The sequence below is a fragment of the Stenotrophomonas sp. CASM110 genome (assembly GCF_049384345.1).
GTDB lineage: Bacteria > Pseudomonadota > Gammaproteobacteria > Xanthomonadales > Xanthomonadaceae > Stenotrophomonas > Stenotrophomonas muris.
Map to the genome: position 1 here is coordinate 38,337 of NZ_JBMRGI010000018.1, position 17,575 is coordinate 55,911.

A 17,575-nucleotide genomic window follows, 5' to 3' on the forward strand; every position below is an offset into this window, starting at 1 on the left:
GGCTGCTTATCTCGAATTCGTCTGAGAGGTGATGCTTAAGATGGTGCTCACGAAAGGAATCGAACCTTCGACCTCTTCCTTACCAAGGAAGTGCTCTACCGACTGAGCTACGTGAGCCGAGTTTTGCATTATGACATGAACTCGATAAGATTCAAAGTTCATTCAATGGAGCGGGAGACGGGAATCGAACCCGCACCATCAGCTTGGAAGGCTGAGGTTCTACCATTGAACTACTCCCGCGCCGGGAATGTCACAACGTGAAACTGGTGGAGGGAGGTGGATTCGAACCACCGAAGGCGTAAGCCAGCAGATTTACAGTCTGCCCCCGTTGGCCGCTTGGGTATCCCTCCTTACCACCCCATTCCGTTGCCGCCGAAGCGTTGCGGTGTGTGGTGGTGAGCCGCTTATTCTGCTGATGGGACGGGGGGCTGTCAACGCTTTTTTCCATCTTTTTCACACGTTGTCGCAAACCCATTGATACGCAAGGTTATTGACCGGGGACCGGCAGGGTCTCGCTGGCGAAAATTGCGACATGGGGGACTCCGTCGGCGCCGATCCAGCCCCGATACATGCCCTGGGTGTTGAACGGCGTGGCCATTCTGCCGTCCGCGGCAAGCACGATCGCACCACCGTCGCCGCCCATCTGCGGAATCGTCTCGTTGATCACGCCCTTGCCGGCCTGCTCCGGGCTCTGCCCCTGGTAGCGCATGCGCGCACAGATCTCGTGCGCGGCCGCGGTGCGGATGTAGTACTCGCCCCAGCCGGTGCCCGACACCGCACAGCGCGCATCGGCCCAGGTGCCGGCGCCGATGATCGGCGAGTCACCCACCCGGCCATAGCGCTTGTTGGTCATGCCGCCCGTGGAGGTGCCGGCGGCCAGCTGCCCCTGCGCATCCAGCGCGACCGCACCGACGGTACCGAAGTGCTTTGCGGTCTCCAGGTCGGCATGGGCCTGGCCATTGACCTCTTCCTTAAGCGCGCGCTGCAGCTGCTGCCAACGCTTCTCCGTGCGGAAGTAGGAGGGATCAACCAGAGCAATGCCCTGCTCCACCGCGAAGGCTTCGGCACCCTGCCCTACCATCATCACGTGCCTGGACTTCTGCATCACGGTCTGCGCCAGCAGGATCGGGTTACGCACCCGCTGCACGCCGGCCACCGCACCTGCTGCCTGGGATGCACCGTCCATCACCGCCGCATCCAGCTCGTTGTGGCCGTCATGGGTGAACACTGCGCCCTTGCCAGCGTTGAAGGTCGGATCGTCCTCCAGCACGGTGATTGCCGCAGTGACCGCTGCAAGCGCCGGACGACCGGCCGCCAGTTCGGCATGGCCTTTCAGCAGTGCGGCGCGCAACGCATCGCGCGCAGCCTTCTCTTCGGCCGGCGACAGGTCCTTGCGTTCGACGCCGGCGCCGCCATGGATGACCAGCAATGGCGACGCAGCCGGGGCGGCCTGGGCGATCAATGGAAAGGACAGCAGCGCGGACAGCGCCAGGCGCAGTTTCATCAGGTACGTCTCCAGCAGGACAAGGGAATGGATTGCAGGGTAGCGCCGGCCGCTGGCCGCAAGGGGCGCATCAGCTCAGGGAAAGTGAGTTGCCGGCCAGCGGCCGGCGCTACCGAAGCGTGAACTCGATCTGGCCGTCGCTGATGTCGGCCACGGCCTGGTAGTCGGCCTCGGCCTGGAAATCGTCCAGGCGCATACGGCTGCCACTGGCGACCACGGTCACCGGAACGGCATGGAAGCGCAATGGTTCGCCCTCGACCAGGCGATCGGCATCACGACCGGGGCTGACCACCCAGACCTTGCCCTCGCCATCAGCGCTGTAGACCTGGGCCTGGCCATCGGGCTCCACGCACAGGGCGGTGTCCTCATCAACGCCGATGCCGACGATGTCAGGGTCGCCGCTGTCCTGCGCGGCGCGTGCCACGAACACGATGAGGCGGCCAAGGCGGTCACGCTTGTCGAAATGGGTGTCGGTGACCACGCGCTGCAGGTAGGGCATCTGCAGGAAGCCACTGTCCATGGTGACTGCGCTGCCCATCGGATCGGCCAGCGCACCGGCCGAGCTGATGCTGCCGCCATCCATGGCGCCATAGGCATAGCCGCCGAGGATGGCCAGGCCAGCGCTGGTACCGGCAATCGGCTTGCCGGCGCGTACATGGGCGTTGAGCGCGCGGTTGAGTGCGGTGCCCTTCCAGAAGCGGATGTAGCGCGACTGGTCGCCGCCGGCAATGAAGATGGCATCGGCCGCAGCGACCACGCGCAGCACGGCTGGATCATCGGCACCGCGGCGGCTGTCGAAGACCAGCGTCTGTACCGCGGTGGTGCCGCCGATCTCGCGGTACAGGCGGTCCTGCAGTTCATCGCCACCGGAGGCACGCAGGATCAGTACACGGCCATTGCCGGCCTGCTTCAACCACCACTGGAAGGCATCCGGCACCCACTCGCCACCGCCCATCAGCATCATCGCGGATGCACGCGGCCCGGGACGTGGGGCCTCAAGGTCGCCGACCTCGTAATAGGAAAAGCCCGGGCCCTGCAGATCCTGCGCGGGCGCGGCCGACGGCCAGGCCAGCATGAGCAGCGCCAGCCAGGCAACAGGGGTACGCAGGGTCCGGTGAACGCGTCGCATCTTGATCTCCCTGAACAAAATCGACTTGCAAGCGTTTTCACTCTTTGCCAGATAGGGACCCAGTAGTCAAGGACATAAAAAAGGCGTTAAATGCGCGCGCCCATTCCGGAAATCTGAATGGGGGACAGGCCCCTCCTCTGCGGGCCGGCTTCATTTCCGAGAATTCCTCATGCGTAGAAAGGCGATGGCGTGGTCGATCCAGCTAGCGTTGATGGGTGTGGCTGCTTCCGCGGCCGCCCAGGCTCCGGCGTCCTCTCCGGTACAACAACTGGACGCGGTGCAGGTCACCGGTTCGCGCATTCCGCGCGCCCAGGTGGAAGGCCCCGCCCCGATCACGGTGATCAACGCCGAACAGATCCGCTCCAGTGGCTTCACCAGCGTGCCGGACGTGCTGCGTGCGATGACCCAGAACGGCGGTGAGACGCAGAGCCAGCAGTCTTCCAGCGGCGCCGACTTCTCGCCGGGTGCCCAGCAGGTGGACCTGCGCGGCCTGGGCCCGAACCACACGCTGGTGTTGGTCAATGGCCGCCGTATCGCCGACTTCCCGATGCCGTTCAAGGGCCGCAGCAACTTCACCGATGTCTCCAACATTCCGCTGGGGATGATCGAGCGCATTGAAGTACTGACCGGCAGCGCCTCGGCCATCTATGGATCGGACGCGATCGCCGGCGTGGTCAACTTCATCCTGAAGAAGAAGGCCGACGGCACCACGATCGACATGCGCATGGGCACCACCACTGAAGGCGGTGGCGAGTCGTTCGACATGAGCATCGCCAGCGGTTTCAGCCGTGGCAACTTCAACGCGGTATACAGCGTCGAACTGCAGTCGCAGACGCCGCTGTGGGCCTATGAGCGCGACATCCAGGACTCGACCCAGGACGGCCCCACCGAGGGTTCGCGCATCGCGCGCCGTGCGTACCTGCGCACCGACTACAACGATGACTATCTGGACCCCGGCGCCGCCACCTGCGAAGCGCTGTTCGGCCAGAACCAGGGCAGCACCTACCGCGCCTACCGCCCGAAGTACGGCTACTACTGTGGCAGCGACAGCTCGATCGGCTACGGCACCATCCTCAGCAAGCGCCGCGGTGCCAACGGCTACGCGTCGTTGAGCCATGACTTCGACAATGGCCAGCAGTGGTTCGCCGACGTGCAGCTGGGCTACCACACGATGTCGCTGATGCGCGACGTCACCAAGTGGGGCCGCATGGACGCCAACGGCGATGAGTCGGGCTACTTCAACAACGAAGCCACCGGCGAGATCGAGTTCTGGCAGCGCCAGTTCTCGCCCGAGGAAATGGGCGGCCTGCGCAATGCCATGGTGCGCAGCACGCAGAAGACCTTCAGCGTGACCACCGGCTTCAAGGGCAACCTGGCCGGCAACTGGGACTACGAAGCGGCATTGAGCCATTCGCAGTACCAGTCGCGGATCAGCTGGGCGCAGATCATCGCCGCCAAGGCCAATGACCTGTTCCTCGGCCCGCAGCTGGGCGTGGATGACGACGGTTTCCCGATCTACAACGCCGACCCGTCACGCCTGTACCGGCCGCTGACCCGCGCCGAGTACGATTCGATCGCCGCGCGTACCACCTACACGCCGAAGTCGCGCACGGAGACGGCGGCATTCACTCTGACCAATTCCGCGCTGTTCGGCCTGCCCGGCGGTGACGCCGGTTTCGCCGCGACCGTGGAAGTGGGCCAGCAGGCGTACTCGCTCAATCCTGATCCGCTGGCGACCCAGTACTACTATTACAGCTGGAAGGATTCGGACGGCCAAGGTTCGCGCAACCGCTGGGCTACGGCGGCCGAGCTGCGCATGCCGCTGCACGAAACGGTCAACCTGAGCGTGGCCGGCCGCTACGACCAGTACCGCTATTCCGGCCACACCATCGGCAAGGCGACCTGGAGCGGTGGCCTGGAATGGCGCCCGATCGACACGCTGCTGGTGCGCGGTTCGTATGGCACCGCGTTCCGTGCGCCGGACCTGCACTATGTATTCGCCGGCCCGGGCAACGATGAGACCACCGCCGAAGACCTGTACAGCTGCCGCGCCGACGGCGCCACCGACTGCGCCGACTACGAGCGCAACCTGATCCGCAGCCGCACCGGCAACCGCCAGCTCGACCCGGAAACCAGCACCTCGTGGAGTGCCGGCTTCGTCTGGTCGCCGGCCGTCGGCCTGGACCTGTCGGTGGACTGGTTCGACATCGACATGCGCGACCAGGTGCAGGACATGGACGTGCGCACGATCCTGGCCAACGAAGCGAACTGCCGCTTGGGCAGCGCCGACATCACCTCGCCGACCTGCGTGGATGCACTCGCCCGCATCACCCGCAGCAACGACGGGCGCCTGTATGGCGTGCGCGTGGCGCCGATCAACGTCGCCCGCGAATCCACCTCCGGCATCGACGTCGGCCTGCGCTACCGCCTGCAGACGGGCATCGGCGACTTCATCTTCAACGGCACCCACACCTGGGTGAAGAAGCATGACTTCCAGCGCTACCCGGGCGACCGCACCGAAGACCAGTTCGCAGTGAACAGCGGCTTCGACATCCCACGCACCAAGACCAGCCTGAGCGTGACCTGGGAAAAGGATGCGTGGTCGGCAACGGTGTACGGTTCGCGCCTGGGCAAGCTGCCGACCTCGGACAGCTACGACCAGGTGTTCGACTGGGACAGCGGCGACAGCCCGTACGTGAAGGCGACCTATCGCTACAACGCCTCGCTGCAGTACCGCTTCGACGACTACTCGCGCCTGTCGCTGTCGGTGGTCAATGTGTTCAACAAGATGCCGCCGAAGGACCGTACCTACACTGCATACCCGTACTACGACGTGTCCTGGTTCGACAGCGTGGGGCGCACGATCAACCTGCAGTACACCCACAAGTTCGGTGGCAGCGCGCTGTAAGCGCCCGGCCAGCGCAGATACAGGAGACCCCCGCTTCGGCGGGGGTTCTTTTTTTCCGCCGCCTGAACGGTACCCGCGCGCAGGCTCCGGCCCGACCGGCCAGCCGGGGATTTTAGGAAACAGCTGATTCCGCGCCGCGCGCGCCGCTCCCTAGCATCGTTGCATGTTCCGCTTCCCCCGCCCTTCGCTGCAGCAGGCCGTGCCATCGACCACCGCGTCGGTGCTGCTGCGCTGCCTGACCGTGTGCGTCTTCGTCTGCCTGGCCGCCGCGGCCGGCTTCTACCTGCTCACGGCATTCACCGAGGACATCTCGACCCATCGCCGCGAGATGAATGCAGCGGCCTACAGGGCCCAGATCTATTTCGACCAGCGCGAAGCCCTGCTGCGCTATCTGGGCGATTCGGTGGTGAGGGGCAACCCGGATGCACCTGCGGCGGACAGCGAAGGCATGCGCCAGGTGCCGCTGGATGGTGCTGGCGGCCAACCGGGCCAGCGGCTGCTGTTGTCAGCGCGCGCCGAACACACGCTGCAGGCACTGCAGACGCATCTGCTGCTGGTCGATGCGCACGGCACGCACTGGCTGGCCGGCGGCGAGGTCGACGTGGACCTGGCGCACCTGCCATCGCTGCGTGCGCTGCAGGCACGCAGCGGCAGCCTGGAGGCGGCCGACCCGGTGCACTGGCTGCGCCCGGGTGACAGTGGCGTTGCATTGGCGCAGCCGGTACAGGCCGGCCCGCATCCGACGCAGTGGCTGGTGCTGCTGCTCGATGGCGCGGCGGCGGCGAGCATGATCGACGGCCAGGGCATCGGCGGCTATGCGCTGCTCGACCGTGCAGGGCAGCCGGCATTGTCCAGCCAGACCCCGCGTCTGGATGGTGCGGGCTGGAAGACCCTGCGGGAACGCCAGGACGACAGCTTCGGCACGCTGTGGAGTGGCGGGCTTCCGCGCGGTGTAGCGCTGGTGAAAAGTGTCGGCAACGACGGCTGGCGGTTGGTCTACCACCTGCCGTCGCAACTGCTGCTGGGTGACCTGGCGGTGCCGCTGCTGGTCTGCGCGCTGTTGCTGCTGCTGGCCGGCGTCGCGCTGCGCCTGCTGCGGCATCGCGTGGACCTCCAGTTGATCCAGCCGGCCCTGCAGCAACAGCGCAGGCTGCTGGAGAACCTGGATTTCAGTTCGACGGTGATCGACATGGCGCCGGTCGGCATCTGCGTCCTGCGCCGCAGCGACCGCGCGCTGCTGCTCTCCAACCAGCTGCTACGCGACTGGCTTGGCGAAGAAGGCGAACACAGCGACTGGCAGGCGCCATGGCGCGGACATGCCGGCGAGCGCGGGCGTGGACTGGAATTCACCACCCGCGACGGTCGTCAGCTGCAGGTGCTGCACGCGGCCTGCCGCTACCAGGGCGACGACGTGCTGCTGTGCGTGTTCCATGACATTTCCCGGCACCGCCAGGCACAGGCCGCGCTGTCGTCGGCACGCCAGGCCGCCGATGCGGCCAACCAGGCCAAGAGCGCGTTCCTGGCCACCATGAGCCATGAAATCCGTACTCCGCTCTACGGCGTGCTGGGCACGCTGGAGCTGCTCGGGCACACCTCGCTGGACGCCCGGCAGTCGCAGTACCTGCGCACCATCGAGAGTTCCTCATCGGTCCTGCTGCAGTTGATCAGCGATGTGCTGGATGTTTCCAAGATCGAATCCGGGCAGCTCAGCCTGGAGCCGGCGCCGTTCTCGCCGCGCGAGCTGACCGAGAGCGTGCTGCGCAGTTTCGCTGCCTCGGCCACCTGCAAGGGCCTGCAGATCCTGGTCTGCACCGACCCGCGCCTGCCCACGCGCGTGCTGGGTGATGCCGACCGCATCCGCCAGGTGCTGGGCAACCTGCTCAGCAACGCGATCAAGTTCACCGAGCATGGCCGGGTGGTACTGCGCGTGCGCCAGGTACAGCGCGAAGGTGAATCGAGCGTGCTCGCCTGGCAGGTCACCGATACCGGCGTGGGCATCGCCGCGGAGGAACAGGCGCGGTTGTTCGAACCGTTCCGCCAGGTCCGCGGCGCGGCCAGTGCACAGGGCACCGGGCTGGGCCTGTCCATCAGCGACCGCCTGGTGCGCCTGATGAGCGGCGAGCTGCAGGTGGTGAGCGAGCCCGGCCTGGGCAGCAGCTTCAGCGTGCGCCTGCCCTTGCCGGTGCTGGCCGCCGCCGAGGATGGCCCGACCCTGCTGCCGGAGCCGCCGATCCTGGTGCGCGGCCGTGATCGCGAACTGGTCGACAGTGCCTGCGGCTGGCTGCGTCGCTGGGGCGCCAACGCACAGCCCCTGCAGGGCGACCCTGCACTGCTGGACCATGACGGCGCGATCCTGATGGACGGCGAGGCCGGGATACCGCTGGCCTGGGCAGGCCCTCGCGTGGTGGCATCGATCGACGGCGGCGACCAGCCCACCGTTGCCGCCGATGGCAGCCTGGTGGTGACCCTGCATGGGATGACCGCGATCGGCAATGCACTGGCCAACGTGCAGCAGCAACGTGCGGCGCTGCCGGAAACATCGCGCGCGGCAAGGCCGATGCCGCTGGGCCTGCACGTGCTGGCCGTCGAAGACAACCCGATCAACCGGGTGATCCTGGCCGAGCAGCTGCGCACCCTCGGCTGCGACGTGGAGCTGGCACAGGACGGCGTGGAAGCCCTGCAGCGATGCCGAGAGCAGTCTTTCGACCTGGTGGTGACCGACATCAACATGCCGCGCATGGACGGCCACGCGTTGGCCCGGCAGCTGCGCGAGGACGGCAACCCGGTGCCGGTGATCGGCGCCACCGCCAATGCCACTGCCGAGGAGCGCGAGCGCTGCCTGGCCAGTGGCATGCAGGGCTACCTGAGCAAACCCATCGACATCGCACGCCTGCGCAAGGCGCTCACCTCACTGCGCCAAGGAGACCCCGCATGACCCAGCGTGTCCTGATCCTGGAAGACCAGCCCTTCCAGCGTGGTTTCCTGGCCAATCTGTTCGGCAGCCACGCAGGCGTGCAGGTCGACGCCTGCGAAGACGTGGATGCGGCCATCGCGCTGTGTGCGTGCCAGCCCTACGACCTGGTGGTCAGCGACCTGCTGATGCCCGGGCAGGACGGCATCCAGTTCATCCAGGCGCTGGCGGCACAGCCGCGCCCGCCACGCCTTGCGGTGGTCAGCGCGGCCCCGCGGCGGATGATGACCTCGGCACGGATGATGGCCGAATCGCTGGGGCTGGATGTGGTCGGCCTGCTGCCCAAGCCGGTGGCGGCCGCCGACGTGGACGCTCTGTTCGAGGCCTTGGCGCAGGCGCGTCCGGCCGCCGGCGAGGCCCCCACGCGCGCGGCGGCTGCGCCCGAACCGGATGCATCGCAGCTGCGCCAGGCCATGGCCGATGGCAGCCTGACGGCCTGGTTCCAACCGAAGAAGTCACTGCAGTCAGGACGCGTGGTGGCGGCCGAAGCACTGGTGCGCTGGCGACATCCGCAGCTGGGCACGCTGGCCGCTGGCAGCTTCCTGCCGGCAATCTGCCGCTACGGACTGGAGGGCGATCTGCTGCGGATGATGCTCAAGGCCAGCATCAGCGCGCAGGCACGCTGGCGCAAGCAAGGGTTCCGGGTACCGGTATCGATCAACCTGCCCCCTCACCTGCTGGAGCAGTCGGACCTGCCCGACGAACTGCTGGCACTGACCCTGGCCAACGGCGGTACGCCCGGTGAATTGTGCTTCGAACTGATGGAAAACAGCATCACGCGGCACGTCAGCGACTTCTATGCCGGCGCCTGCCGCCTGCGCATGAAGGGCTTCGGCCTGGCCCAGGACGATTTCGGGCAGGGCCTGAGCTCGGTCCACAACCTGGTCAATACCCCTTTCACCGAGGTCAAGATCGACCGCGCGCTGGTCAGCGGATGCGCGCGCGACCCGGCCTTGCACCTGACCCTGTCGACGGTGATCGCGCTGGCCAACCAGCTGGGCCTGACCATCGTGGCAGAGGGCGTGGAAAGCGATGCCGACCTGGCTGCCCTGCGCCAGCTGGGGTGCAGCCAGGTGCAGGGCTTCCTGATCTCGCAGGCGCTGCCGTCCGACGAGTTCACCCGCCTGCTGGACGAAGAAGCGCCGCAGTTGGACGAGTCGCCGCGAGCCGCCCTGCGCTGACACGGATTCCACGTCCGCTTCACGAAATCATCAAGTGGCATTGACGATCCTGTCTGTGCAGCGGTGGCGGATGTCCCTCCGTTGCTGCCCCATGGTGCCGCTGACCGCTCCCTGCCCTGAGACCTGCCATGCCGGCCGAGGCCGCTCCTGTACGCCGACTCGCTCGCCGCTCACTGCGCGTCCACGCCCTGCTGATCGGCGTTGTGGTGCTGGCCACGCTGCAGGCCGGACTGCTGCTGTCGGCCGGCTCGCAACTGTTCAACGAAGAGCGCAGCAAGATCGAGTACCACTTCCGCCGCCTGGACGGCACGCTGCGCGAGCAGGAGCGCTTCCTGCGCCAGTGGCGGCTGCATGATGTCGGCACGCATGGGCAGCCGGTGGCCGATGCCAGCGTGGAGCTGCAACGCGGGCCCTTGTTCGCCAACTTTGCGGTAATCGGAAGCGAGGGGGCCAGTCTTTCGCCACCGACTGAACTGGGCGACCGTTTCCTGCGCTTCTACGGCACGTTCTGGTCGGCCTCGCGCTATCCACCGCCGCAATGCCTGCTGGTCGATGGCCAGGGCACGCGCGGGCTGCTGGCACCGGTACAGATCGCCGGTACCGACGCGAGCCAGAACAGCCCGCATCACCTGCGCCCGGCGATCGCCGACATCCACCGGGTGCTGGGTACGCGACCGGCGGTGCAACGTGGTGGCATCGTCTGGGTGGGCGTGCCATGGCGCGACCGGCAGACCTGGCTGCTGGCCATCGCCCACGCCCCGCAGGATGCGCGCCTGTGGGGCGAGGACGACAAGGACTCGCAGGCCGCACTGGCCTGCCTGCTCGATCCTGGCCGTGTCGATGACTATCGCCAGGTGCTGGGTGTCCCGGTGTTCCAGCGGCTGTCGCTGTTCGATGCCAACGGCCAGCGCCTGCTGGGCGATGCAGCCGATGCCAGCGAGGCCGGCACCTCCTGGCAGGCCGGCCTCGCTGGCCTGCAGTTCCGCATGCGCAGCGAGCGCGGCTGGCTGGCGGTCTACCACGTCGGCTGGCGGCAGGTGTTTCAGCACCCGCAGGGGCCATTGCTGGGCGCGACCGTGGTCGCCCTGCTGCTGGCACTGGGCGGCACGCTGGTGCTGCGCGCGTACCGGCGTTCGGTCATCGAGCCGCTGCGCAGCAACCACGCGCGCCTGCTGGAAAGCGAAGCCTTCAGTCGCACGATCCTGGACAACGCGCCGATCGGGCTGTGCCTGCTGCGTCGTACCGATGGCAATGTGCTGCTGGACAACGCCCTCGCCCGCCGCTGGCTGGGCGAGGACTATCATGCCGGCGGCTGGCATGGCCCGTGGCGGCGCAGCGTACTGGCTGCCGGCGGCACCACGCTGGGCGATGGCCTGGCCTACGCCACGCCCGAAGGCCGCCACCTGCTGGTAACGGCGACACCGGCGCGCTATCGCGGTGAGCCGGCGGTGCTGTGCCTGTTCATTGACCTGAGCAGCCAGCATGAAGCCGAACAGGTGCTGCAGCAGGCGCGCCGCGCCGCCGACCAGGGCAACCGCGCGAAGAGCCAGTTCCTGGCCACGATGAGCCATGAGATCCGCACGCCGCTGTACGGTGTGCTCGGCACGCTTGAACTGCTGGGGCTGACGCCACTGGATGCACGGCAACAGGACTACCTTGCAACGATCCAGCGTTCGTCCTCGACCCTGATGCAGCTGATCAGCGACATCCTGGATGTCAGCAAGGCCGAGGCCGGGCAACTGAGCCTGGAGCCAAGCCCATTCGATCCAGTGCGGCTGACCGAGGACGCGCTCGACTCGTATGCTGCCGCGGCCGCCAACAAGGGGCTGCAGTTCTACGCCTGCATCGATGCCGACGTACCGCCCGGGGTGTGCGGTGATGCCGCGCGGATCCGACAGGTGCTCAACAACCTGATCAGCAACGCACTGAAGTTCACCGACAGCGGGCGCGTGGTGGTCCGTGTTTCGGCACGCTGGCAGGAGCAACGCTGCTGGCTGCAATGGCAGGTGGCCGATACCGGTATCGGCATTGCCAGCGAACACCAGGCGCATCTGTTCGAGCCATTTTTCCAGGCCAACCCGGGCACCGATGCGATGCGCGGCACCGGCCTGGGGCTGGCCATCTGCGCGCATCTTGTGGCGTTGATGGAAGGCCAGCTGCGCGTGGTCAGCGAGAGCGGCCTGGGCAGCAGCTTCAGCGTCGAACTGCCGCTGCCCTCGGCTCCACCGGATCCACAGCAGGCCCCGCCGCCGCAACTACCCGCCGGCCTGCAGGTACAGGTGCGGGGCAGCGTGCGCGAACTGGTGCAATCGCTGTGCGAGCGCCTGCAGCAGCGCGGTGCACAGGCCAGCGTGTACCGGGAGGACAGCGCAGCAGGCCTGCCATCGTCCGCCGTGCTGCTCGAGCTGGTCCTGGACGACCCTCTGCCCGCATGGGCGGGTGGACCGCGCGTGATCGCATGCCGCGAAGGCGGGGTGCGGCCACGGCAGGTCGATGGCGCCTGGCAGGTCGGCCTGTATCGATTCGACGCGATCGTGCTGGCCCTGGCCGCGGCCAGCGGCCAACCGCTGGCGGCCAGCGCCGAAGGGCGCCTGCCGGCGACGCGCCATTTCGGCCTGCAGGTGCTGGTCGCCGAGGACAACCCGATCAACCAGGCGATCCTGCGCGACCAGCTGGAACAGCTCGGCTGCCGCGCCGTGGTCGCCAGCGATGGCAATGAAGCGCTGGGCTACTGGCAACAAGGGGCGTTCGCGCTGGTGCTGACCGACCTGAACATGCCCGGGCTGGATGGCTACGGCCTGGCCCGTGCCTTGCGGGCACGGGGTGTCAGCGTGCCCATCCACGGCGCCACGGCCAATGCCGACCCGGCCGAACGCCAACGCTGCCAGGAATCGGGCATGCAGGGCGTGCTGGTCAAGCCGATCACGCTGGAAGCCCTGCAGCGCCTGCTGACCCGGATCACCGACGGTGATGCACCGGCCGTCGCGATGCAGGAGCACCCTGCGTCCACTGCGTCGCACGACAAGGATCCCCCGCTGCAGGTTCCCGCGAAGATGCAGTCGCTGTTCGTACAGACCATGCAGGCCGACCTGGACAGCCTGCGCCAGGCGATCGCCGCTGCCGATCCCGCCAGGGTGGCGCAGGTTCTGCACCGCATCCGCGGCGCGCTGGTGATCGTCGGTGCACCTGCGCTGGTCGACAGCGGCCTGCAGATCGAACAGTGCCTTGCCGGCGGCGATGACCTGGCCACCCAGGCGGCCGCTCTTGCCGGGTTCCAGCGACGCCTCGAGCAGCTGCTGCATCCGTTGCGCGACGCTGCATCCCCCTCCCTTCCCGACGACCCGACCCTGCCATGACCACACGGATCCTCATCGCCGACGACCACCCGATCGTGCTTGCCGGCATCCGCGACGTACTGGCCGGGGAACTGGACCTGGACATCGTGGGCGAAGCGGCCGATCCGGCGACGCTGATCGAGCTGATGACCCGGACCCGGCCACAGGCGGTAATCACCGACTACAGCATGCCGGGAGGCGATCGCTTCGGGGACGGCATCAAGCTGATCTCGTTCCTGCGCCGCAGCTTCCCGGAGACGCGCCTGCTGGTGCTGACGATGGTGTCCAATCCGTCGTTGGTCGCGGCGATGTATGCCGCCGGCGCCGGTGGCGTGGTGCTCAAGAGCCATGGATTGGGCAGCCTGGTACAGGCCCTGCGCGTGGTGCTGGCCGATCGCGTCTACCGCCCCCCGGGACTGCTGCCGGTAGCTGCGAGCGAACCGGCCGATGCGGATGCGGTCCGTGCGAGGCTGTCGCCGCGCGAGCTGGAGGTGATCCGCCTGTTCACCAGTGGCATGAGCGTGGGCGACATCGCACGCCAGCTGCAGCGCAGCGCCAAGACGGTCAGCACGCAGAAGATCAGCGCGATGCGCAAGCTCGGTGTGGACAGCGACCAGGCGCTGATCGAGTACTGCCTGCAGGCCTCGCTGTTCGGCTGAGGCCACTCCCGGCTGAATCCCGCCGGCCCTGCGACGGGGCCTGCAACCGCTTTAGGAAACGCCTGATTCCATCGGACAGTGCCGATTTCTAGGCTGGAGACATCCCGCCAAGGTGCGCCTGCCGGCTGTTGCCGCATCGCCGTGGGGGACGGAAGTCCGATGGCGCCTGCAATTGCCGTGGCGTGGGACTTCCGCAGCGACGCGGCCCTGCCGCGTCAGTCCGCGCAGCCTCGCTGCGCCCTGCCACAGGAAGTCCATCAGCATGAACGCCTCCCCCACACGGCACGGCCGTGCGTACGGGCGCGCGCACGGAAAGCGCGTACCCCTCATTCCCAGCCTGTTGGCCACTGCGCTGTGGGCAGCCCTGCCGGCGCATGCCGCAGACCTCACCGGCCCGCTGCTGGTCAACGACGGTGACACCCTGCAGCTGGGTGCCGACGACGTCCTCACCCACAGTGCGGGCAGCTTCGCACTTGCGGTCACCGGTACCGGCAGCAATGCGCTGATCGACGGCAGCCGCATCCACGTGACCGGCAATGGCAGCGGCGTGTCCGCTGCCAATGGTGGCCAGGTGCAGCTGCGCGACGCAACGCTGTCGATCGCACCGGCGACCGGGACGGGCTTCTATGCGCTGTATGCCAATGGTGCCGGCAGCGTGATCGATGCGCGCGATGTCCACATCGATGCCACGCGCAACGGCAGCGGATTCGGCAGCGTGCAGGCCTACAACGGTGGCGTGATCCACTATGCCGGGGGCAGTCTTTCAATGACCGGGACCGGTGGCACGCTGGCCGGTGCATCCGGCAAGGGCAGCGAGCTGCACCTGGCCGATCTGCGGATGAGCGCCGACGGCGGTGCCCGCCTGCGCGCCGACAGTGCCGGCCTGCTGACGATCCGCAACAGCCGCATCACCCTCGCCCCCGGTGGCATCCTTGCCGGCGTGGCGGCCAACGGCGTGGGCAGCCGCGCCGAGCTGTACGACACCTACCTGCAGGGCGGTTGGTTCGATATCGACAGCGGCGGCAGCCTGCTGCTGGAGAACGTGGAAGCCCATTCGGTGGGCGGCAGCATGCGCCTGCTCGGCAGCCACATCAGCAAGACCTATTCCAGTGCAGTGATCAACGGCGGCAGCTTCTACACCGTCGGTGGCTATGGCGTGAACATCAACAGCTGGGGACAGTTGACCGCAAGCGATGCCGCGTTCGATGTTCGTGATGGCTACTCCGGATTCTGGCTGGCCAGCGATGAGTCGCGCCTGCAGCTGACCGACAGCAGCATCGACACCTGGACCGACACCTACGGTTATGGCGTTGAGATCGCCGGCGGCGTTGCCACCGTGCAGGGCGGCCGGATCACCACGCACGGTGATGCGACCTACGGCGTGCGCGTGACCGGCTCCACCGGCAGCACCGCCAGCCGCATCGAAGCCAACGGCAGCGTGATCGACGTGCGCGGCAACGGCGGCGGTGGCGTGTTCATCGGCGGCTCCACCGCCACCGCGCTGCTCGATGCCGTTGCGATCCGCAGCGATGGCGAGAACGTGTTCGGCATCGTGCACATGAACACCGCGCGGCTGACCCAGGCCGATCGCCTGGACATCCGCATGACCGGCAGCAACAGCGGCGGCTACCGCTCCTACCTGACCGCGTTCGGCCCGTACTGGAACCGTGCCACCTTCAATGACAGCCACATAGAGACCGCCAGCGGCGCAGCGTTCTGGCTGCAGGGCAGCAACCATGCCTTGAACGTCAATGGCAGCGATGTGACTGCGGGCGACGGCAGCGGCCGCCTGCTGCGGGTCAGCGACACCGTGTTCACCGATGGCAGCAGCGTGGCGACCAGTCGCATCGACTTCAGCGCCGACGCCAGCATGCTGCGCGGTGACGTGGTGGTCGACAGCGCAACGGCTGAGGTGCACATGGTGCTGGGCAACGGCACCACGTTCAGCGGCGCCCTGCGCAACGACTCCGGCTACCAGGTCGCACAACTGGCGCTGGATGGCAGCAGCCAGTGGAACGTACGCGCCAGTTCCAGCGTCGGCACGCTCGAACACGCCGGCACCATCGCTTTCGATGCGCCGGCGGCCGGCGATTTCAAGACCGTTACCGTCAGCGGCGACTACGTGGGCAACGGTGGCCAGTGGATCTTCAACCGCGCGCTGGGCGACGACACTTCGCTGGGCGACCAGCTGGTGATCAACGGCAACAGCAGCGGCACCGCCAGCGTGAGTGTGCGCAATGCCGGCGGCGCCGGTGCGCTGACCCAGGAGGGCATCCGCCTGATCACCGTGGCCGGCCAGTCGGATGCACAATTCAGCCTGCAGGGGCGCGCGGTTGCCGGTGCCTACGACTACTTCCTGTTCAAGGGCGGTGTGTCGACCCCGGACGATGGCAACTGGTACCTGCGCTCGGAGTACGTGCCGCCGGTCGATCCGCCGCAGCCGCCGGATCCCCCGATCGACCCGCCGCAGCCGCCGGATCCGCCGGATCCGCCGGTCGACCCACCGTCACCGCCGGAGCCGCCGATCGATCCGCCGTTGCCGCCGGAGCCGCCGATCGATCCACCATTGCCGCCGGAGCCGCCGATCGATCCGCCGCGCCCGCAGGTGGAACGCCCGGAACCGGCGGCCTACCTGGCCAACCGCAGCGCCGCACTGGGCATGTTCCGGCACAGCCTGCACGACCGCGCCGGTGATCCCGCCGCACAGGCCGGCACCCGAGGTGATGCCGTGGCCTGGATACACCTTCGCAGCGCGCAGCCCGACAGCCACGACCGCAACCGCCAGGTCCAGGTCGATGGGCAGATCAGCAGCGTGCTGGTCGGCGTCGGCCGCCGCTTCGAAGTGGGTGGCACGGGCGAGCTGCAGGCCGGTGCGATGCTCGGCCACGGCCGCGCGCGCAATGACAGCCGCTCGCAGGTGACCGGCTACACCGCGCGTGGCGTGGTCACCGGCACCAGCGTGGGTGCCTATGCTACCTGGCTGCAGGATGCGCACATGCAAGGCGGCGCCTATGTGGATGGTTGGCTGCAATACGGCCGCTTCCGCAACAGCGTGCAGGGCGAAGGCCTGCAGAAGGAGCGCTATGACGCCCGCAACTGGAGTGCGTCGGCCGAGGCCGGCTATGTGCTGCCCCTGCGGCGCACCGCGCAGCGCGGCATTTACCTGGAACCGCAGGTGCAGGTGGTGCACAGCCGCTATGACAGCGACCGCGTGGTCGAGGCCAACGGCACGGTAGTCGACGACCGCGGTGGTGGCGAGACCAGCACCCGCCTCGGCCTGCGCCTGTACCGCCGTGGGTTGAGCCCGGCGCAGGGCCAGGTGCACCCGTACGTGGCGGTGAACTGGTGGTCCGGCGGCAATGGTGCGGGCCTGACAATGGACGGCGAGCGCCTGCAGCGGCAGTTGCCGCGTGACATCTACGAAGCCAAGGCCGGCGTGCAGGTGGATCTGTCCGGCGGCTGGCGCGGCTGGGGTGAACTGAGCCGGCAGAGCGGTGGCATGGGCTTCCACGACGTCGGTGCCCAGCTGGGCGTGTCGTACACCTGGTGACGCGGGACGTGCCCGGCAAGGGAATGCCGGGCACTTTTTCCACATGCGGCGTGGAAAGCGATGGGGGTTTGGTGTGGACAAGTGGGTTCGAGCGTTGCGGGGCAGGCGCTTCCGGGCGTGGTGAGTTTTTGTCCACGTCTGCAGTTCTTTTCCACAACGCGCGTGGAAAGCGATGGGAACTAGGTGTGGACAAGTAGTTGTGAGCATTGCACCGCAGGCGTTTCGAAGCGTGGTGAAAATTTGTCCACACCGCACCGCCAAGCCTCGTAGAGCCGAGCCCATGCTCGGCTGATGGCAACCTGAGCCGAGCGCAGGCTCGGCTCTACAGAGGCGCGCGG

The 17,575-nt window shown here is 67.5% G+C and carries 8 protein-coding genes and 3 tRNA genes; 6 read left to right on the forward strand and 5 right to left on the reverse strand.

The window, feature by feature from the left end:
* Positions 1 to 41: 41 nt before the first annotated feature.
* The 5 genes from VG561_RS15650 to VG561_RS15670 form a co-directional block, all read right to left on the reverse strand.
* Positions 42 to 117: transfer RNA gene (locus VG561_RS15650), tRNA-Thr, on the reverse strand.
* 49 nt (positions 118 to 166) lie between these two features.
* A tRNA-Gly gene (locus VG561_RS15655) sits at positions 167 to 240 on the reverse strand.
* Positions 241 to 264: 24 nt separating this feature from the next.
* Positions 265 to 350 (reverse strand) — tRNA-Tyr (locus tag VG561_RS15660).
* A gap of 137 nt (positions 351 to 487) precedes the next feature.
* Positions 488 to 1,504 (reverse strand): isoaspartyl peptidase/L-asparaginase, encoded by a 1,017-nt coding sequence (locus VG561_RS15665; protein WP_262094056.1) that lies wholly within the window; start codon positions 1,502 to 1,504, stop codon positions 488 to 490.
* A 109-nt stretch (positions 1,505 to 1,613) separates the two neighbouring features.
* Positions 1,614 to 2,633, reverse strand: a complete 1,020-nt coding sequence (locus tag VG561_RS15670; protein WP_111206825.1) for a cyanophycinase — start codon at positions 2,631 to 2,633, stop codon at positions 1,614 to 1,616.
* A gap of 169 nt (positions 2,634 to 2,802) precedes the next feature.
* On the opposite strand from VG561_RS15670, the gene VG561_RS15675 reads away from it, so the two are divergent.
* The 6 genes from VG561_RS15675 (at position 2,803) to VG561_RS15700 (ending at position 17,237) form a co-directional block, all read left to right on the forward strand.
* Positions 2,803 to 5,541, forward strand: a complete 2,739-nt coding sequence (locus VG561_RS15675) for a TonB-dependent receptor plug domain-containing protein (RefSeq protein WP_423179789.1) — start codon at positions 2,803 to 2,805, stop codon at positions 5,539 to 5,541.
* Between the two features lie 163 nt (positions 5,542 to 5,704).
* A complete protein-coding gene (locus VG561_RS15680; protein WP_262094059.1) occupies positions 5,705 to 8,476 on the forward strand; it encodes a response regulator in 2,772 nt (923 codons plus the stop codon).
* On the forward strand, positions 8,473 to 9,693 hold the full coding sequence (locus tag VG561_RS15685) for an EAL domain-containing response regulator (protein WP_262094061.1): 1,221 nt from the start codon (positions 8,473 to 8,475) through the stop codon (positions 9,691 to 9,693). Before VG561_RS15680 ends, VG561_RS15685 begins: the two co-directional genes overlap by 4 nt.
* 128 nt (positions 9,694 to 9,821) lie before the next feature.
* On the forward strand, positions 9,822 to 13,049 hold the full coding sequence (locus VG561_RS15690) for an ATP-binding protein (RefSeq protein WP_423179790.1): 3,228 nt from the start codon (positions 9,822 to 9,824) through the stop codon (positions 13,047 to 13,049).
* Positions 13,046 to 13,687, forward strand: coding sequence for a response regulator (locus tag VG561_RS15695; protein ID WP_014036089.1), 642 nt, complete (start codon positions 13,046 to 13,048; stop codon positions 13,685 to 13,687). The genes VG561_RS15690 and VG561_RS15695 overlap by 4 nt, the downstream gene beginning before the upstream one ends.
* Positions 13,688 to 13,949: 262 nt before the next feature.
* Complete coding sequence (locus tag VG561_RS15700; protein ID WP_423179791.1) at positions 13,950 to 17,237, forward strand: autotransporter outer membrane beta-barrel domain-containing protein; 3,288 nt, start codon at positions 13,950 to 13,952, stop codon at positions 17,235 to 17,237.
* Positions 17,238 to 17,575 lie beyond the last annotated feature (338 nt).